Source organism: Streptomyces sp. ADI95-17 (genome assembly GCF_003846175.1).
Lineage (GTDB): Bacteria > Actinomycetota > Actinomycetes > Streptomycetales > Streptomycetaceae > Streptomyces > Streptomyces sanglieri.
Window position 1 is genome coordinate 275,354 of the sequence record NZ_ML123047.1, and the last position, 18,519, is coordinate 293,872.

16 protein-coding genes and 2 pseudogenes are annotated in these 18,519 nt (G+C 66.4%); 8 read left to right on the forward strand and 10 right to left on the reverse strand.

Annotation, left to right across the window (positions count from 1 at the left end; genetic code table 11):
* Positions 1 to 9: 9 nt before the first annotated feature.
* Genes EES42_RS20165 through EES42_RS20180 form a run of 4 tightly spaced genes read right to left on the reverse strand, consistent with a single transcriptional unit; the run spans position 10 to position 3,137 of the window.
* Entirely contained in the window at positions 10 to 618 is a 609-nt protein-coding gene (locus tag EES42_RS20165; protein WP_093547775.1) for a hypothetical protein, read from the reverse strand.
* 11 nt (positions 619 to 629) lie between these two features.
* Positions 630 to 2,378, reverse strand: a complete 1,749-nt coding sequence (locus tag EES42_RS20170; protein ID WP_124719651.1) for an RNase A-like domain-containing protein — start codon at positions 2,376 to 2,378, stop codon at positions 630 to 632.
* Positions 2,378 to 2,680 (reverse strand): WXG100 family type VII secretion target, encoded by a 303-nt coding sequence (locus EES42_RS20175; RefSeq protein ID WP_124719652.1) that lies wholly within the window; start codon positions 2,678 to 2,680, stop codon positions 2,378 to 2,380. The genes EES42_RS20170 and EES42_RS20175 overlap by 1 nt, the downstream gene beginning before the upstream one ends.
* A gap of 52 nt (positions 2,681 to 2,732) precedes the next feature.
* Entirely contained in the window at positions 2,733 to 3,137 is a 405-nt protein-coding gene (locus EES42_RS20180) for a WXG100 family type VII secretion target (protein WP_124719653.1), read from the reverse strand.
* Positions 3,138 to 4,616: 1,479 nt separating this feature from the next.
* Between EES42_RS20180 and EES42_RS20185 the strand changes: the two genes are divergently transcribed.
* From EES42_RS20185 to EES42_RS20200, 4 genes are all read left to right on the forward strand, one after another.
* A complete protein-coding gene (locus tag EES42_RS20185) occupies positions 4,617 to 5,000 on the forward strand; it encodes a DUF6507 family protein (protein WP_124719654.1) in 384 nt (127 codons plus the stop codon).
* The gene (locus tag EES42_RS20190) at positions 4,997 to 7,321 is read left to right on the forward strand and encodes a hypothetical protein (RefSeq protein WP_241196480.1); all 2,325 of its coding nucleotides are present in this window, start codon (positions 4,997 to 4,999) and stop codon (positions 7,319 to 7,321) included. Before EES42_RS20185 ends, EES42_RS20190 begins: the two co-directional genes overlap by 4 nt.
* Positions 7,302 to 7,949 carry a pentapeptide repeat-containing protein gene (locus EES42_RS20195; RefSeq protein ID WP_241196481.1) on the forward strand — a complete coding sequence of 216 codons (648 nt, stop codon included), beginning with the start codon at positions 7,302 to 7,304 and terminating at the stop codon, positions 7,947 to 7,949. The genes EES42_RS20190 and EES42_RS20195 overlap by 20 nt, the downstream gene beginning before the upstream one ends.
* 424 nt (positions 7,950 to 8,373) lie before the next feature.
* Positions 8,374 to 9,801, forward strand: coding sequence for a DUF6177 family protein (locus EES42_RS20200; RefSeq protein WP_124719656.1), 1,428 nt, complete (start codon positions 8,374 to 8,376; stop codon positions 9,799 to 9,801).
* Between the two features lie 638 nt (positions 9,802 to 10,439).
* Here the strand turns inward: EES42_RS20200 and EES42_RS46250 are convergent.
* Positions 10,440 to 10,583: pseudogene (locus EES42_RS46250) on the reverse strand (diguanylate cyclase); the annotation flags it as partial.
* Between the two features lie 134 nt (positions 10,584 to 10,717).
* Here EES42_RS46250 and EES42_RS20210 point away from each other — a divergent pair.
* A pseudogene (locus tag EES42_RS20210) lies at positions 10,718 to 11,592 on the forward strand (IS5 family transposase).
* Here EES42_RS20210 and EES42_RS20215 read toward each other — a convergent pair.
* Positions 11,570 to 11,932, reverse strand: coding sequence for a VOC family protein (locus EES42_RS20215; protein WP_124719657.1), 363 nt, complete (start codon positions 11,930 to 11,932; stop codon positions 11,570 to 11,572). The pseudogene EES42_RS20210 and the gene EES42_RS20215 sit on opposite strands and share 23 nt — an antisense overlap.
* Before the next feature lie 268 nt (positions 11,933 to 12,200).
* On the opposite strand from EES42_RS20215, the gene EES42_RS20220 reads away from it, so the two are divergent.
* Positions 12,201 to 12,881: a DUF4232 domain-containing protein gene (locus EES42_RS20220; protein WP_124719658.1), complete on the forward strand. Its 681-nt coding sequence runs from the start codon at positions 12,201 to 12,203 to the stop codon at positions 12,879 to 12,881.
* Positions 12,882 to 13,443: 562 nt separating this feature from the next.
* A complete protein-coding gene (locus EES42_RS20230) occupies positions 13,444 to 13,962 on the forward strand; it encodes a hypothetical protein (protein ID WP_124719660.1) in 519 nt (172 codons plus the stop codon).
* 151 nt (positions 13,963 to 14,113) lie between these two features.
* Here EES42_RS20230 and EES42_RS20235 read toward each other — a convergent pair whose 3' ends face one another.
* Positions 14,114 to 14,767, reverse strand: coding sequence for a hypothetical protein (locus tag EES42_RS20235; RefSeq protein WP_124719661.1), 654 nt, complete (start codon positions 14,765 to 14,767; stop codon positions 14,114 to 14,116).
* Positions 14,764 to 15,384 carry a hypothetical protein gene (locus EES42_RS20240; RefSeq protein ID WP_124720147.1) on the reverse strand — a complete coding sequence of 207 codons (621 nt, stop codon included), beginning with the start codon at positions 15,382 to 15,384 and terminating at the stop codon, positions 14,764 to 14,766. The genes EES42_RS20235 and EES42_RS20240 overlap by 4 nt, the downstream gene beginning before the upstream one ends.
* A 136-nt stretch (positions 15,385 to 15,520) precedes the next feature.
* Between EES42_RS20240 and EES42_RS20245 the strand changes: the two genes are divergently transcribed.
* Positions 15,521 to 15,811: a hypothetical protein gene (locus EES42_RS20245; protein ID WP_124719662.1), complete on the forward strand. Its 291-nt coding sequence runs from the start codon at positions 15,521 to 15,523 to the stop codon at positions 15,809 to 15,811.
* Positions 15,812 to 16,360: 549 nt separating this feature from the next.
* On the opposite strand, the gene EES42_RS20250 is transcribed toward EES42_RS20245, so the two are convergent.
* Together EES42_RS20250 and EES42_RS20255 are read right to left on the reverse strand one after the other, a co-directional pair.
* On the reverse strand, positions 16,361 to 17,578 hold the full coding sequence (locus EES42_RS20250) for an HTTM domain-containing protein (protein WP_124719663.1): 1,218 nt from the start codon (positions 17,576 to 17,578) through the stop codon (positions 16,361 to 16,363).
* Positions 17,568 to 18,257 carry a DUF5819 family protein gene (locus tag EES42_RS20255; RefSeq protein ID WP_241196482.1) on the reverse strand — a complete coding sequence of 230 codons (690 nt, stop codon included), beginning with the start codon at positions 18,255 to 18,257 and terminating at the stop codon, positions 17,568 to 17,570. Before EES42_RS20255 ends, EES42_RS20250 begins: the two co-directional genes overlap by 11 nt.
* Between the last annotated feature and the right edge of the window lie 262 nt (positions 18,258 to 18,519).

The window sequence follows — 18,519 nt, forward strand, 5'->3', positions numbered from 1 at the left end:
CTGTCCACTTCAGCTTGCGTCGAACGACCAGATGAGGCCGACTTCCTCGTGGGACACCGCGAGGAGGCCGAAGTCCCAGGCGTACTGAGTCATCGGCCAGCAGCCGGTGACCCGTTCGTAGAAGTCGGGGCGGTCATCACCGTGGCGGGTGTTCGTGAAGAACCGCGAGCCCTCCGGGAAGCGCGACAGGATCACCTGCGCGTGTTCCTCCATGCCCGGCCTGCGCTCGGCGAAACCGTACTGCCGGGACACGTCCATGGCATCCGTAGCCAGCATCACGAGCAGCCGTACGACGGCGGAACGCGGAATCTCGAACAGCCGGCTGCGCCACTGCGCGGCCCCGGTCCCGTCCGTCGGCGGGACCCGGAACGGAAAGGCGGGGTCCTCCTCCAGTTCCTCGTCACCCTGCTCGGGATCCCTGCCGCGCCAGCCGCGGGGATCGGCCACCTCGCGGCGCATAACCGCGGCCACGTCGGGCAGCCAGTCCTCGTGGGCGCGCGGGCCGACCGCGACGAAGGAATACCGGTTGCGGTACATCTCCACCGCCATCGCCCATGTACCGGCGTCGGGACCCGGCTGCGGACCGCTCTGCCGGGCGGGCTCGATCTCGCTGTTCATCCGGGTCCTTCTCACTTGGGCATCGAGCTGAAGACGACGAACGGCGGGTTGAGGTCGGGCTCGTACATGAGGCGCAGCGAGACCCCCTTCGTGTCCCGTACTTCCGTGACCTTTCCGTCGACCAGCATGGTGCCCCGTCCGGTCACCGCGTCGCCCGTCAAGGGCCCTTGCAGAGGAACGGACGTGGTGTCGAACTCCGCCATCGGCCGCGGCGGGTCCTCGCTCAGCCACTTGTTGATCTCGTTCGTGTTGTCGCGCAGAGCGTACTGGGTGAGTCTCTGAGCGGATTCCATGTCGGCGTACGTCGATGCACCCGGGATCTTCGGTGTCCCGTCCGCCTTGCTCTCGTCCCTCATCCGCTGCAGCAATTGCTCGTCGGTCTTCCCCACATGCTTGTCGAGGGTATGGCCGTTCCCCATCCCTTCCGCTGCGGCAAGGTCCACCGAGTACATGTACGGGAACCGGCTTTCCGGCAGCTGCCAGCTGTGCTCCTTCTTGAACTCATTCAGGGAGCGCGCACCGAACCCCTGCGCCCGAGCCCGTTCCGCCTGGAACGTGGGCACGCCCAAGAGTGCCTCGTCGAGCTCGAACTCCAGCATGTACAGCTTGCCCGCGGCATCACTGAACGCCTCGTGATAGGCCTCGACCGCCGCGTCCATGGCCGCCTGGTCCATATGGGACCGGAAGGTCAGGACGACCTCCGCGACTATGAGGCCGGCCGCGATTTTGGTGAGTTCGAAGAGGTCGAGACCCGAGGTGAGGTCCTTCACCGTCTTTTCCGCGGCCTCCTTGGCCAGGCGCATGGTGGTTTCCGTGGTCCTCTGGCCCACGTCGGCCAGTTCGTCGAGCAGCTTCTGAATGGTGTTCGCGCTCTTGTCGAGGACCTCGATGATGGGACGCCTGGTGGCCGGGTCCATCTTCCCGTGGGTCTTCCAGCTCCGTGCGCCCTTCTTGGCCGTCACCTCGGCCCGCTGGTCACGGACCTTCCCCCATGCCGTGGTTCCCCAGATCGTCTGGCAGAAGGACCTCATCGCGGCCTGCCATTCACCGTTGCCCGTGGGGTCGGTGATGTAGGAGATCGCGTCCGTGAACTCGTCGGCCGACTTCTTCACGTCCTTGGAGGCGTCCCGCCACGCCCCGGCGATGTCGCGAAACTGCTCTTCTTCGACGCCCGGCGTGATCTCGTGGATGCGGCCGAGTCTCAGCCCTTCGTCGACCACGGGTTTCATGATGAACATGAGGAAGTCCGGGACCTCTCCGAGGATTCCGGAGATCGCCCACGAGTAGTGATACTCGCCCTCCCCCCGCCACGTCAGATCGTTCGGCGGACCGTACTTGGGCGCGCTGTCGATCACCGCCGGCGGCTGCTTCTCCTCCGGTGGCTCTCCCTTGCCCTTGCTCGCCGCCCAGTCCGCCTGCGCGTAGTTGTTCGCGGTCTGCGTGAAGCCCACCGCCACACCGCCCACCGCCACCACGCTCTTCGCCCAGAGCTCCAGGAACTTTCCGGCGACGATGCCGTACTGGTCGGCGAAGGAGTCCGCGCCCCAGCCAGTTCCCGCGGACTGGCTGTACTTGTCCAGCGTGCCCGTCAACGCCTTCGCCCTCTTGTCATAGGCGAACTGGCCGTCGCGCACGACGAGCGAGGTGAAGTAGAGGTGCTGCGGCTGCACATCGAAGCTGCCCACACCTCGGTTGGGTGGTGCGGTCCTGGCCTGGTCCTGTTCCCGTTGCCGCTGCTTGTCGGAAGGCAGATCAGCCATCAGGCTGCACCCCAGCCCCGCAGCACCGCCCTGTGTGCCGCCGCGTAGTTGATCTCCCCGTTGACCACGACGTCGTGCAGCCACGCCTGGGCCGCCTGGAGGTCGGACGCGGACCGGTCCCACTCGTCCAACTTGTCGACGAACACCTCGCGGGCTTCGCCCTCCCAGGTCAGGACCACCTTCTCGGCGCGCCGGTAGAGCAGGTCCAGCTGCTCGTTGAGGTGCTTGAGAATGTCCTCCAGATCTCCGGAGAGTTCCTGCAGCGTCGCGAAGTCGACGGTTATGCGGTCGTCGTCCACCATGTGTCCCCCGTTCACACGTTGTCTCGGAATTCGCCGGTCGGCGTATGGGACCTCAGAGGTCGGAGAGGGTGCTGCGCGGCGCCGCGTGCACATCGGTGTTCGGCGTCGACAGCGCGTCCGTCTCGCCCTTCACATCCGTCTCGGCCTGGACCTTCCGCAGCTGCTCCATGACGTCCAGGTCCTGCTCCGAGAACCCGTCCCGGCTCAACCGCACGGCCTGTTCGAGAGCCTGGATGACCATGCGGATACGTACGGCGTCCTCGGCCGCGCCACGGTGGAGGTCCCGGTAGGCACGGGCGGCCGGACCCCGCCATCCTGCCTCGATCCGGTCGACGATCGCGTCCATGCGTCTGACCTGCTTGTCCAGGTGGTCCTGCATACCGTCGAGGTCATTGGCCAGGTCCGTCAGCCGGTCGGCCTTCACCCGAAGTCGTGGATGCCCGCCTGCGCCGCTCATCGCATCCCCGATTCCGACATCGTCAACGCCGCTCCCGCACCCGTTACTTGAAGCACCTGCGTCAGCCTAGCAACGCTCCTTCGTCCCCTGCGGCAGCGAAGAGGAGCCGATCGCCCGGGGTGCGTACCACGTCGACGATCGGCTCCTTGAGGTCTCCGCCGCCCCACCCTCGATGCGACCGCCCTGCCCACGGGCTCCGCCCGGCCTGAAACCCGCCGCGGCACCAGGGGCGCATCCCCTGCTCAACCTCTCCCCCCGCAGCTGTGGTCACAGCCCTCGGCGACGCCATCTGTTTCCTCCACAGCCGAACTCCACCCCGGGTGTGCCACAACGTGCCAGTGAAGGCGGTGAACAGTGGTCAGCAGCAGCGTTCATCGGAGCGGCGGGAGCCGCCGCTCGATGGCGTTCTCGCAGTTCAGCGGCTACCTGCCCCTCAAGTGCTGGGTGATTCCCAAGCTCAGAGCGCGAGTTCGATTCTCGTCACCCGCTCCACGATGAAGGCCCTGGTCAGAGACCAGGGCCTTGTTTGTTGTCTGAGACCTGCTCCATGCGTCGCGTGCCATATCCGTGCCAGATGCCCAGTGGTCCGCCGCTGTGCGCCGAGCCCGTACGAGCTGGTCGACGATCCGTGTCCGAGTACTGATCGGCAGTGTGGCGCTGGACCGGGCAGAGAGGGTCTGGCCTGTGAGCCGCGGGACTCCCTCCTCCGCCACGAACAGCAGCCCGTCAGGCTCTTCCTCCGCGAACCGGTCGAGGAGCCGCGCCGAGCTCCCTGCGGAGGGTGGCCGGAAAGTGGATCGCGAGGACATCCACTGTCGACTTGGTGTCGCCCTCGCCACCAGCCCCGGAGCAGCCTTGGCGAACCGTCCGGCGAGCGGGGCGTGAGCGCCGAACTCCGGCGCAAGGCCATCTGCCCTTCGGAGCGCATCGGCCCGCAGGCGCGGAAGCAGCCAATCAGCCGCCGCCGGCCCAAGGCCTTGTCAAGATGGCGGAACAGGACCTGCCCAAGTGCATGGGCAGGCTCCCGCCGAGGTCAGCTGCCATATCGTCCCTGCCGAGCGCGGCTGCTCATCTGTCTGGCCGAGCCGCACTTTGCCGCAACTGCATTGCAGCGGTGGCTGATTCCATGATGAATACCACTGCTACGGCAAAAGGTATGTGGACGTTCCTCTATCCACTTTGCAAGTGGTAATGCGCTGTTGATAGACATGACACACCGGTGCAGGCCGTGGTGATCGGACGGCGGGCCCTGGGAAGCGACGGTGTCCAGCTCGTGAAGTGAGGTGTGATCAAGCGGTGTTGACCGGATCGATGACTGACACGAGATGGCGACCGAGACCTGCTTGATCATCGCGCGCTCGACGTTGGGGTACAACGACGGCACGGCGCACCAGGCGCCGGTCAGGGCCACGGCCGCCGTCGAGGCCATCGGCGGACGCCGGGGCACTGGAAAGAGACGATTACGGAGCGGGGGGGACCGTGTCCAAGTGGGACATCAAGCCGGATGGCGTTCGTGGAGTCCTCAGCAGGACAGCCGAGGTCGGCGGCGAGTTCGAGGAAGAGTTCACGTCGTACGGCGAGGGCTTGCTGGGCGCCGCGACGTGTGCGGGGACGATGGTTCTGGGCGGGACCGAAATTCCCAAGGGGGGCGCGTTCGGCCCCGTGGCTCAGGCGTTGCAGGAGTTCCAGGACCATACGAACGGCGAATTGAAATTTCTTGCTGTTCGGACGGGGAAGTCCATCACCGGGGCGCGCCTGGCCACTGAGGAGTACATCAAGGGCGATCTGGAGATGGCAAGGAACAAGCAGAAGGAGTACTCCAAGGCTCCGACTCCGGAAGAATTGAAGGGTCTCAAGAAGTGATTGACCTGGAGAAGATACCGACCTTCACGGGCGATCTGGAGGCCTTGGAGACGCAGGCGACTTCACTGAAGACGACTGCCTCCAGCATTCGCGGTACGGGCAAGGACACTCACAACGCTTTCCAAGCCTTGGACGCGGTCTATGACGCTCCCGAGCAGGAGGAGTTGCTCAATTCGACCGTCCCGGTGCGGGACAAGGCGGATGAGTTCGCGAAAAAGCTGGAGTCCGTCAGTGGTGCGTTGACCGAGTTCGCGTCGACCGCCCGTCCGCTGGTGAACAAGATGAAGCATCTCCGCGAGGATGCGGAGAAATTCGTCGCGGAGAACAAGGAAGACGACGACTGGCAGAAGGACCAGGACAAGATCGACGAGAACGCGCGTCTTGTCCGTGAGGTCGGCACGACATGGGTGGCGTTCCAGGGCGTCGAGCGTGATGCGGCCAACAAGATCACTTCATTGGTGGGCGGTACGCGCTTCGTTGTTGATGACGGGTCACACAAGGCCGGCATGTACGGCTTCAAGGAAAGCGACGTCAAGGACGCCAAGGAAACACCCTGGGGGACGGCCGACGAGCGTGAGTACACGGGCCTACGGGCTGCGTGGGAGTGGACGAAGGACCACGTCGGCGGTGGGCTGAAGGGGTTCTTCGTCGACGGCGTCTGGGGCACGATCAAGGGCCTGGGCAGCATGGTCAACGTGTTCGACTGGGACAATTTCAAGAAGACCTGGTCGGGCATCGGTAGTGTCTTCGGCGGTATCAGCGCCTACATCATCACGCCGTATGACTGGGCGATGGACAAGATGTTCGGCCCGGTCGACCACAGTGACCGTGAAAAGCAGAAGGCGGCTCTGCGCAACTTCGGCAAGTCGCTGGTCGCGTGGGACGAGTGGGACAAGGATCCCTCGCGGGCGTTCGGGGCCGTGCTTTTCAACGGTGCGACGCTCGGTTCGGGCTCATTGCTCAAGCTCGGCAAGGCCGGAAAGCTGGGTGTGGGCGCGGAGGCCGCGACCGTGCTGGGCAAGGCGGGCGCACTCGTCGATCCGATGAGTTACCTCGGCAAGGCGGCGGGTGTCACCAAGCTGAAGGTCGGCGACTTCATGGAGGGCCTGAAGGCCAGCCAGGCCGGTATCGACGACATGGCCCGCAACGCACCCACCGGGGCTCCGCCTCATACAGGTGGGGTGGACGCGCCCCCCGGCCATGAATACGTCGACCACGCGGGCAACAAGCGCATCATCGGCGATGATGCGTACATCAGGGACGAACACGGCAACGTCGTTCCCGATACCCAACCCGTCCGGGAGCCGCACAAGGACGACCTGCCCAACACGCACGAGACCACCCCCGGCGAGGAGAAGGTGCTCGAGGGCGCGGGCGGACCCAGCCGCGCGGAGAACTCGGCGGGCCACCCGACCGGCTCGGCGCACCCGGGCGGTGGTTCCCACCTGACGGATGGCGGTGGCACACACCACACGCCGTCCACGGGCGGCCACGCCGCGGACCACCCGACGACCGGTCGAGGCTCGGGCAGCGCCGCGGGTTCGTACACGCCTTCCCGCGGCGGTGGTCATGGCGAAACCCCGGGTACTGGCGCGAGCGGCCACTCGGAGAACACCCATGGCGGCGACGGAGCCCACAGCAGCGACGCGGGCGGCGACAACCCTGCGTCCGGTTCCGCCGATCATGGATCCGGTGACGGTGCCGATGGCCAGGTGGAGAAGCACACGCCCGGCGGGGAGACGCAGGAGCACGAGGGAACAGGAACGTCGGATACTTCGGGTGAGACGGGCACGACGCCCGGCGATCGTGTGAACGAGCCGATTCCGGAGTTGACGGCGGAGGAAAAGGCAGCGCACTGGGGCCATCTGGAAGACGTGGAAAAGCGGGCTCCGGAAGAATTCGATCACCTGAAGCACGACCCGGATCACAAGAATCAGATCGATGACAAATCGATGGATGAGGCCCGGGTCGGTCTCGACCTCCGGGAGAGCGGACGTCTCCCGGAGGACATCCGCCGTCCGGAGCTAGCCGATAAGGGCGAGTTCTATTCCGAAACCACCGGTGAGTATTATGACATCAAGGGCGTCCACTCCGACTATCCTCCATTCAATAATGTGCGCGACAAGTCCCAGCCGTTCAAGGGTGCGTACGACCCGGCCAATAATGAGGCATGGGTCAACAAACAGCTGGCGAAGCAGATCGAAAAGCGTGGACGTATAGTAATTATTGACATCCGGAATGCAAATCAAGCAGCAATCGACAGCGTCAAGGCAGCTGTTGAAAGCCGCGGTTGGGGAGATCGTGTCATCTGGTACCCGTAAGAACTGGAAGCCGATCGTGCTCCCCACTGATCCGGAAGCCACGCGGCAACTGCAGGAATGGCTTGCCTCGGGGGAGTACAACCTCAATGGCATGGAGCGTGACTTCCGGGGCGCCGACCTCTCGGGCGGGGACTTCTCGAATGCATGGTTCACCGACGCAATCCTGGTGGGCGTACGACTTGTCGGCACGTCCTTCTACCGGGCCGACCTTCAGTCGGCCGATCTGACCGGAGCGGATCTGACCGGAGCGGATCTCGTCAGGGCGAACCTGGACGAGGCCGTGCTCCGATCGGCGCGGCTCGACGGGACGGACATGGTCCGGGCTTCGCTATGCGATGTCGACGCGTCGGGAGCGAGCTTCCGCAGAACACGGTTTCTCGGTGCTTCGCTGATCGACACCGATATGAGGGGAGCGGACCTGACTGATGCTGTCCTTGACGAGAACTTCTTCGAGATCAAAGTCGACGACGCTACAGTGGTGCGCGGCCTGACCGGCACCGTTTTCGGGCCGATCACCGTTTTCAGCGGCGAATCGTCCCGAGAACTGGCCGACGCAGAACTCGAGGCGTGGATCGGTGCGCGAGGCGGACAGGTGCGAGTGATTCCTCCGCGCCGCCCGTCACAATAGGGCCTGGCATGGCCCATTAGCCGAAATCCATGAATTCCGCAGCAGGTGACTGGTTTCGCCGAGCTGCTCGTTCTTCTGGTTTCGAAATCGAGCGGCTCTTCGGGCGACGAACTCAGAGGAGCCAGGAGCCATCCCATGCATCGCCATCGTGAATTGTGCGGCACGGATTTCGACGGCCGACCGACGGACGGCATCGACGACGTGATCCACGACGCGCTCGAAAGTCCCCGTCACACCGGACCCGCGTCCCCGGCCTCGTCGCCTTGATGAACGCCCCCGGAGCCGCCCGAGATCGAGCGGTTGCCGGCTCGCGTGGTGCGGACGCCCTGGGGCCATGCGGCGGGATACGGGACGGTGATCCGTGCCGCCGCGGACGGCGGCATCGAGACGACGGCCGACCACGCATGATCGGAGAAAACATCGCATGACCAAGGACGTGATCGCGCTCACCAGGCGAATGCCGGACGCGTTGAGTATCTTGGCGGGCCTGCTTGCGGGTGGCCCGGACCTGCTGGTCGAGACCGCCGGCGAGGGTGCCGTGGTCCAGCTGTGTGACGCCGAAGGGCGGCCGCTCGTCTCGATCGAGGTGCCGCTGCTGCTCCAGGTGCAGGGTGAGGCGGCCCGGTTGCTGGGGCCCGACGTCGAGCCGCCGGGCGACGGTCCGGCGTGGTGGGTCGAGGCCCGCGCCGCCGCGGGCGTCCCCCAGGCCGAACAGCTCGCAGGTGCCTTCGCAGCCCGGCTGACCATGCTCCTGGGCGGCAGGGTCTGGCCACCGGATGCCCCCGGCACCGTCGGTGCGGCCCGCCCGGTCGATGTCTCCGGCATCACCGCCGTACCGGCTCCCGCTGCTGCCCAGCCGGCCGTCGACATGCTCACCGACAGGGCTGCCGTCGTTCTCCAGGACCGACCGGTCGTCCCCATGACCAGCTGGCTCTCCGAGGCGCTGCGGGCCACCGTGGACAGCGACCGGTCCCTTCAGATCGTCACCCCACCGCACTGCCGTCTCTCCCTGCCCACCCGCATGCTGCTGCAGTCCACACCCTCGCGCTGGGTGGTCCAGGACGAGCGGTGCGGCTATTACGACGGGCTGACCGGCGCGGTACTGCGCTGGCAGGACGACGCCTTCTCCCCGGCCCGGGACGAAAGCGGTGAGACTCCGGTGGCAGAGGCCTTCGCAGAGGTTCGGCCCAGCGGCGAGCGTCAGCTCGTCGTTTCCTTCCGGACCCTGCACCCTCCCAGGGCGGACCTCGTTCTCGGCGGCGCGCTGGAAGCCGCCTGGCAGGCGCTGGCCGGTGGCCCGCCGGCCAGCTGGGGGACATCGGAGCCGGCCGGTCTGGCCTGGTCGAGGCGGCAGCTGACCGAGCTGGCGTACGAACGTGCCCCACGGCCCACCTGGACGGTGGTCGTCGGTGCCCCAAACCGGCCCGCCGTCGCCACCCTGCGCGTGATCCGCACCCCGGAGGGTGTGGAGGAGGACATCACCCTCACCATCGGCTACGGCCCCGGTGAGAAGCCGGCCCTGGAGGCACTGCCGGAGCTGGCCGACGAACTCGTGACCCGACACGGACTGAAGACCATGCTGTGCCAACTGCGCGCGGCACGCCGGGACCTGAGCACCCCGCCCCACTTCGAGCACCCGCCGCTGCCCTACGCCTTCGTGCTGGGCCCCGCGGAGGGCCGGGAAGCAGGACGCGACACCGCGAGCAGGACACCGCTCAAGGAACGCCCGGTGCGACTGGGCCCGAACGCCCGGCCCGGCTTCTACTACCCGCTCGGCGACGGAGAGTCCGCCGAGAGCTGGTACGCACTTGAGCAGCTCATGCGTCATCTGCGAGGGGCGCCGCCCGCCTGAACGATCACGCATGGTGCGCTCGGTCGCGCGCTGCGTCCGACCGGAAGACGGACATGCTAGTGCCGGTGTGCCCCGCACAGGAGCGACACCCCGCTTCCCGGCTCTGCCGCCCACCGGCCCGGCAAGGCCCTCGGATCGGATACGTGAGCGGCGGCACATCGAGCTATCGCTCATACAACCGGGCATCCTGCCGAGTCCCACCACCGCGCCGGGCAACACGACTTTCCTCCCGCCCAGCGTCTCTCCCGACGCCACGCAGGTGGCCGTGCCACAACGTGCCAGAAGGGGCGGTAATCAGCGGTCACCAAAGGGCTGAAGCCGCTATCAGGACGAGGCCATCAACGCGCGTTCCCGCAGTTCACAGGCTATGCACGGACCAAGTGCCGGGTGATTCCCAAGCTCAGAGCGCGAGTTCGATTCTCGTCACCCGCTCCATGGAAAAGCCCCAGGCCAGTGGCCGGGGGCTTCTTTGTTGCCTGGACCAGTTCAAGGGTCCCGCACCAGATCCGCACCAGAAGGCTTCCCCTCGGCCATCTCGCGGACGGTGCGCCCCAGGTCGACCCGCCGCTCGCGGCCTCCTGCCGCCACTCAAGGTCGGCGCGGTGGATGCTGTCGAGGTCTGGGGCCTGGTGGCCGATGGCGACGAACTCGTCTCCTCCGAGGCGTCCGACGATGCCGTGACGGCCGCACCAGGCGGCGAGGCGTTCGGCGTTGACGGCCAGGGCGACGTCCCCGGCGGCGTGGCCGTGGGTGTCGTTGAGGTTCTTGAAGTCGTCGAGGTCGGAAGCGCGCGGGTTCCCGGAATCCTGAACGTTGGTAAGCCGGAACCTGCATGCCAGCTGATGGCTGCGGCGGTCCCACGCGCGGGTTCCGGCCTAGGCAGTTTCGTTTGGATCAGTTGGTCGTTGGTCCGAGTGTGTCGTTGACTGATGCGCAGTGGGCGCGGATCGAGCCGTTGCTCCCGGATCGGACGTCGAAGCGGGGTGGCCGTTGGCGGGACCATCGAGAGGTGATCGACGCGATCGCCTTCAAGTTCCAGACCGGCACGCAGTGGGTTCACCTGCCGGAGAAGTACGGCAACTGGCGAGGCTTCTACAACCGGCTGCGGATGTGGGCTGTCGACGGCACGTGGGAGCGGGTCTTCACCACTCTGGTGGCCCAGCCTGACGCGGACGGGGACCTCAACTGGGCCGTGTCGGTGGACTCCACGATCGTGCGGGCTCACCAGCACGCGGCCGGGGCCCGGAAAAAGGGGTCCCGGCCGACGAACCTGACGACCATGCCATCGGCCGGTCCCGCGGCGGACTGACAACGAAGATCCACCTCGCCGCCGACGACCGCTGCCGCCCACTGGCCTTTCACCTCACCGCCGGACAGGCCGGTGACGCGCCCGCCTTCACCGACGTCATGGCCCGCCTGCGCGTTCCTCGTCGGCGAGGACGGCCCCGCACCAGGCCGGACCTGGTCCTGGCCGACAAGGCGTACTCCTCCCGCGCGATCCGCGAGCACCTGCGCAAGCGCGGCATCCGGGCAGTGATCCCCGTCCCCGCCGACCAGCGCGGACACCGGCTACGCCGGGGCAGCCGGGGCGGCAGACCACCGGCCTTCGACCGTGAGACTTACAAGTGGCGCAACGCTGTCGAACGGTGTATCAACCGCCTGAAGCAGTGGCGCGGGATCGCCACCCGCTACGAGAAGACCGCCACCGTTTATCTGGCCGGACTCCACATCGCCGGTATTTTCCTCTGGTCTGCCCGATCCTTCGTCCTCAGACGTGACTGTGGACGTTGATGACACTTCCGTCGGGTGCCTGAACAAAGAAGCGTCGGATTCCCCATGGTTCCGTGGTCAAGGGATAGACCACCTGGTACCCCTGGCGCTCGGCTGCGGCGTACGCGGCGTCAACGTCCTCGACTTCGACCGCCAGTGTCGAATGGGCGGTATGCGGGTCCCATGAGTCTGCGGCAGGGGAGACCAGGGTCATCTGTGCCGTCGGGTTACCGGGCGAGGCCAACATCAAGAAGCCGGGCTCGTCCATGCGCACGTCCATGCCCAGGAAATCGCTGTAGAAGCTTCGGCTCTCTTCGATGACATGGGTGACGACGTTGGGCATGATGCGACGGATCGTCATCCTCGCACTGTAGCGGAGGACCGCTCCAACAGCTTGATCCAAACGAGAGGCTCTAGGTCTGTCATTTGGATCATCGTGCGGACCAGAGGAAGGGCGGGTGTCGCCGTGTCGAAGGACGACAGCAGGACGTAAGTGAGGCGGTAGCCAGACGTAAGCGGCGGGCGGAATGCTTCACGTGTCAGCAGGTCAAGTGGGGTAGCGGCTCGCCGCGCGTTCCGGGCCGCTACTGCACCTCCGTACTCGACCGCCATATATTCGGGGAATTCACATGCGTACGACGTTCCACTCCCGCAAGCGCACCGCCACCATCGGCGCAGCACTCACCGCCGTCGTCACTCTCGCCCTCACCGCCTGCAACGGCGACAACAGCGCGTTGGGCAGCACGCAGGCCAGCCCCACCGCGTCGGCGGACAAGGCGGGCGGCACGGTCGGGGCGGGCAAGGCGGACCAGAGCGTCGGCACCGGCACCGGCGGGAGCGACCAGAGCGCCGACACCGGCACCGGTGACACCAGCGAGGGCAAGGTCGACATGTGCCGCTCCGGCGTGCTCGACGCCACTGCCGCTGACAACACCACGGACAAGACGGACGGCATCGTCACCGTCACCTTCAAGAACGTCGCAAGCGCCGACTGCCGCATCAGCGGCTTCCCGGGTGTCGATCTGAAGACGTCCCTGGGCGACACCTTCTCCGTGGACCGCAACGGCGAGCAGGCTGTGCCGCAGATCCTCAAGGAGGGCGAGACCGCCGCCTTCAACATCACGTTCCCGGTCAACAACACCGGCGGCTCCGGCGTGCGGCTGACCGACATGGTGGTGACGCCCCCGAACGAGATCGAGCCCTTCACCCTGAGGTGGCCGGCGGGCACGCTCGCCGTCACCGACGGCGAGGGCGACGGGAGGATGGAGGTCAGCCCGGTGAGCAAGGTCAGCGACTCACCGGCTGGCTGACCCCGCTCAGGACTGCTGCGGGGAGCGCCACCATGATGTTGAACGCATGCGCCCAACCCCTCCGCCACCCCGGAGAACAGCAGCGCGAAGTGCTCCTGCCCACGTTGACCCCTCGCCAGTTCCCGCACTTCTCCGGCAGATGGACCCACTGCGATCCGGTCTGGAACTTCCAGGCGATCGCATCGATCACCTCACGGTGGTCCCGCCACCGCCCCCCGTCTGGGCGTCCGGCCCGGCAACAACGGCTCGATCCGCGTCCGCTGCACGTCGCTTAACGGCACACTCAGAACAACGATCAGATGATCCAAACGAAACGGCCTAGCTGACGGGACATGGTGAGCGAAGCCCGGTTCTGCCAGGAGGATTGGGAAGACCACGGCTGATCTGAAAGACGCATCCCGCCTGGGACTTCGACTTCGACTTCGACGACGGCGACGAACTCACCCGGCGACTGCCCTGACAGGCTGCTCTGTACGATCACCGAATACTGGGCGCTGGTCCGCCTGTCCTGTGCGGAGATCAGCAAGTGGTGCCCTGTCCGGATGGTTGAGGGAGTTGGCGGGTGTCCGCTTTGGACTTCTACGCTCACGTCGCCGTTTGCGGTGAGGTCCTGGGAGTTGGCCTCGGTGCCGACCCGGAAGCCTGGGAAGCCGCCCTGGGGGCGACATGCCTCGATGTTCCCGGTGGTGGCCTACTGCGGCGGGACTACGGGCTCGTGGAAATCAACTTCTCGCCGGACCAGCCAGGGCGGCAAGGGCAGATGTCGTGCTTCGGCTTCGGCGTGAAGATCCAACGACTGCTGTACGACCAGTCCTCGAACACCGTGCCGTCCCCGCTCTCGCGGGAATACGGGGAATTCGCACCCAGAGTCCCCTTCAAGGAACTGCAGACCGCCATCCTGGCCCTGGGCCACACGATCGAACTCGACAAGCACAACACGTCGAGTGACATGGACTGCTACCGCGTATCCGCGTCCGCCGCCCGCATCCACGTCGTCGCCGACCCTGACCCGTACGGGTCAGGCGACCCAGATCCAGACGGACATCAGAGGGGCGACGTCTGGTCCGTCGACGTGTGGTGACCAGCCGGCGACCTCCCAGCAGCGTCCGTGATATCTCTTCGCTACGAGGAGCGCCGGGCAACGATCACCTGCGCGGCGGGCCACGATCTGAAGAGCGCGCGCCACCCAGCTGATCAGCCACACTCAAGCCCCCCGTGCCGCATCCAACCGGCTAGCCCGCAGGCCAATGCGGGTTCGGCATGCCGTCATCGCTCATGTGCGCCCGCTGCCAGATCCCTTTCCAGTTGAACGGCGTCTCCGGGACGAACCGGTGCCGCTGCCCGCACGGACATGGCGCCAGCACCCACGCGCACCCACCGCACAGCTCCACCCAGCCGTGCCCGGTCGAGTTCGACACCAGCGGTCTCTCGTCCCCGCAGGCGGGGCAGCCGGGGAAATCGGCGCCGTCCAAAATCGCGTTCTGTCGCCGGACGTACTCAGGCAGCCGCAGCGACGGATGGCGAAACGGGTCTTCGTACCAGGCGCGGTTCGGGCCCTCCCACCAGCTCCGCAGCCACCACGGTCGCGGGTTCACTACAGCCCGCCGCCCCGCCCGCTTCTCCGCCCGGCGTTGCGCGGCGTACTCCTCCGCCCGCGCGAGCCACAGCACCCGCGCCTCATGCAGTTCCTCCACCGCCCGCACCAGCGCGTCCGGGTCCGCCTCCAGCCGCCGGGGGATCGCGGCGCTGAGCGTGAGGTGGTGGTATGTCGCCCGGAAGCCGTACGGAGCAAAGAGGGTGATGCAGGTCCGCAGCGCGCTGTGCCGGCGACGGAGGGGAAGGCGGGCGTCGTGCACGTGCGCTCGGTGGGTCAGGAAACTGGTCATTGTGTGGGCGCCAGGTCCAGTGCCCGTGCCAGGGCGGCAGTGACGGCGGCAGCGTGTGCCGGCAGGTGTTGTTCAGCCCAGGTTCCGGCAAGGCTGAGGAAGTCCTGCAAATCCTGCTGGGCGCCCGCGACGAGCCTGCGTACCTGGTCTACTGGCAGCTCGATCACCGGGCTGCCGTCCGTCCCATGGGCGTCGACCGTTAGCCGGACACTGTCGCCGACGCGTTCGGCCACCGAGGACGGGTCGTGGCCGAAGTAGGCGCAGCCGGTGTCGTCGAGCACGTCCAGCCAGTCCCGCCAGGTCTCCAGGCCGTTGCAGCAGCCCGGCTCGACGAAGACGGTGTCGGTGGTGGTGTCGGTCACCCGGAACCCGCCGGCGGCGAACAGGTCAGGCATGGTGAGCAGCCCGTGCAGGAATGTGCCGAGCGGGTCGGTCGGGCACGGCCCATGCTCCACCTCCGGCTCGAAGTCGTTGCAGTCGGCGATCCGCATAACCGCCGTGCCTACCTCCGCCGGAGTGAGCTCCCCGTTCAGCACGAGGTAGCCATGCGATTCCTGCTCGCCAACCGGCCAGAGCGCGAAGTCGTCGGCAGCGGAGATCTCCAGAACGGGTTGCATCACAATCACATGGGGATGGTGCCGGACGCACTACTACACCGCCACGGGCTTTCAGCTGCGGCATCGGACTCGGAGCGGGCCCGCTACCTGGGCAGTTTCGCGGTGCGCTCCGGGCAGGCGGGGGACTGTACCGTGAATGGGCTGGACGAAGCAGGCGCAGCACGACTTTCAGAGCATGCCCGCCGAAGGCAGCGACCTGGTCATGAGTGCCCGCGCGGAACTGGTCACTGCCGAAGACCCGTACTTCCGGGGAATCGAAGCCGATGCCTCGCTCCCGCACTGGATGACCGTCCGACCGCTGTCCTCCACGAGCCCAGGCGGCCCCCACATCGTCGACCTGGCCGGCGGACGCGGCTGGCCCATCTACACCTTCATGCGCCGCCACGCCGACCCACAGATCGTCGTCACCGAAGCCTTCTGGGCCTGACGCCTGCGCCACCGCAGCGTCTGCACCACGGGCGGCCTCCGCGTGCTGTCACCCGCTCCAGCAAGAAACCTCAGGCCGATGACCTGCCGTCGATGTGCCCCATCCATGCCCTTCGGAGCGGAGAACAGCGGTCACGCACGGCTCCCAGGGGGTACAGACAACTACCCCACTCCGGACAACCGTGCAGGCCAGAGCCACCCCGTCCACTCAAGCACCCGTGATTCCCAAGCTCAGAGCGCGAGTTCGATTCTCGTCACCCGCTCTTCGAAGAAGGCCCAGGTCGGCGACCCGGGCCTTTCTTGTTGCCCAGACCAGCCGAGAGCCGCCATGCCCTCCGCGTGCCCGGCGCCTGCATCGCCACCATCACCTCCAGCGAAGACGCACTCGACGACCGTTCGCAGCACCCACAGCGTCGGCCCGGTGTGCCGGAGTGCCGGCCGACAGCAGGACGCGTGACACTCCTGGAGCCGACAGGCGAGCAAAGGACTGGGGCAGTTACCTCCCGACGCCTGCCCCCGCTGTCCTGCGGCTCCGGAGCGATCACGTCTCTCAGTTCTGGTCGGAGGCGAGCCCGGCAGCCGGCGTGGTGTCCTTCCGCACCGCCACCGCCGGAGTGGCTCGATGCGTCGAGCTGAGTACGCCGGGCCTGCCTTGCCAAGGCACGGATCCGGGTCCTGCCGCTCGCCCGGGCGTCGACCGCCACACGCCTGTCCGCTGCGCCGCGCGTCGGAACAGGTGGGGCAGGAAGGTGTAGAAGCGGTCGGGAAGGAACACGGCGTCCGCAACGATCATCGCGCCGGAGAAGAGAGGCAGCCCCAGGAGCACCGCGATACCGATGTGCATGCTCAGCAGCATGGCGAGAACGGGGTACTTGAGCCTGCCGAAGAGCACGAACGGGAAGGCCACCTGCAAGAGCACCGTCATGTAGCCGGCGATCGCGATCAGGATCGTGTGCTCGTCCACGAGGTGGGAAAGTGCGGGCCACGGCTGGAAGAGTTCGAGGTTCAGAACGTAGTGGAGAGCGGTGCCGCTGCCCCAGGAAGCGCCCTGGACCTTGTACAGGCCGGTTGATCCGTAGAGGAAAATGACTTGGGCCGCGATGACGAACATGCCGCAGTTGTGCAGCACCGTGGTCAAGGTGATCCGGGCGTCTCGGAGTTGCTGTGCGGAGCGGCTCCTCACCGGTTGCGGCGCGTTGCCCGCACGAGCCGTCTTCAGCCGGTCCCTGCGTGCGTCCAATGACCAGCGCCGCCCGCACGCGGTGAGGACCAGGTAGATGGCCATCAGCAGGAGCAGGTTGTCGCCCCCGTCCGTCATGAAGATCGCTCGGGCATGGAACGACGTCACCACGACGGCGAAGAGAATGGACATGACGCGGGTCCGCCAGCCCAGCGCGAAGAGTGCGGACGTGACGAGGGCCATCACGTAGCAGAGCTCGAAGTAGGCGCGGCTGTCGGACAGGGTCAGGATGCTGTTCCACCCCGTCTGGTCGAAGAGCTGCCGCGCCAACGAGGGTGTCCACGGGGATCCGGGGCCCCAGATCTCGTCACGGTGCGGGAACTCGCGCAGCAGGAAGACCAGGTAGAGCAGTCCGTAGCCGACGCGCAACACCGACGCGGCGTACAGGGACACCGGCCGGCCGGTCAAGAGCTCCCCGGCGGCACTGATCCGGTCGGCGAGCCACTGGGCTGCGCCGGGGGGTGCAGTCTGTTGACTCCTTGAGCGACGGTCTGTCGGTGCCGTGGGGGCGATCTGCTCACTTCCCATGGGGTGTCACCTTCCACCAGGGCAGAAGCCGGTTCTCGGCGGACGTCGGCGGGTGGTTGCCGACGGCGGTGCCGGAGGCAGCGATGGGCAGTGTGACGACGCGGAGTTGAATGAAGTCGAAGGTGCCGCTGTTGTGGGCAGCGACGCGGTCCGCGGCGATGTTGCTCAGATACCTCTGCATCATCAGGGCGCGCTCCGTGCGCGCCTTGTCGTCTCCTCCGTGTGAATCGACATAGGAAGTCCAGGCGCGGCGCAGCAGGTTCTGCGCCGTGTGGCTCGGGAACGCATTGTGTTCGACTGCGGAATTGTCCTCGGCAGTCAGATCGAACCAGGCACTCACCTTGACCGATCCACCGGCCTCAGTGTGTGCGGTTCTCGCCAGAATCTTTCGGTTGACGGATTCGGGGTCCGGGGCAAAAAGTCGCCAATTCTGTTCGAAGAAGGGATACACCCATGCGTTGACCAGTGAGCTGTATCGCTTGGAGACGGTATTGGAGGGCGCTACATGAAGGAACACCAGAAGGACATGGACGAGAGTCGTCGCCATGCACAGGACCACGGCGGTGCGCAGCCCTGCTTTCAGTAAACGGGCACCCCTCGACCGCCTGACCGGCGTGCGCACGTCGTCAGGACATTCCTTCGTGGCCGGACCGGAATCGGAGTGCTGGAGTTCTTTCACGTCCGCTGGTTCAATTCCGCTCGGCACCGCCCACCCTGTCTTTCTCATATCAGCTACTCGCGTCTGGCTTTTTCTGCGGACTGCCAACGGCGGCACGCGGCGGATTCGATGAGGATTCCGCCGCGCGCCTCATCCGATGAACGGGCTCACTGCAGTGCGCTGCTTAGCCCTCGTAGCCCTTGGAACCCTCGTAGTCCTTGGAACCCCCGTGGTCCTTCGAACCCTCGTAGTCCTTGGAACCCCCGTGGTCCTTCGAACCCTC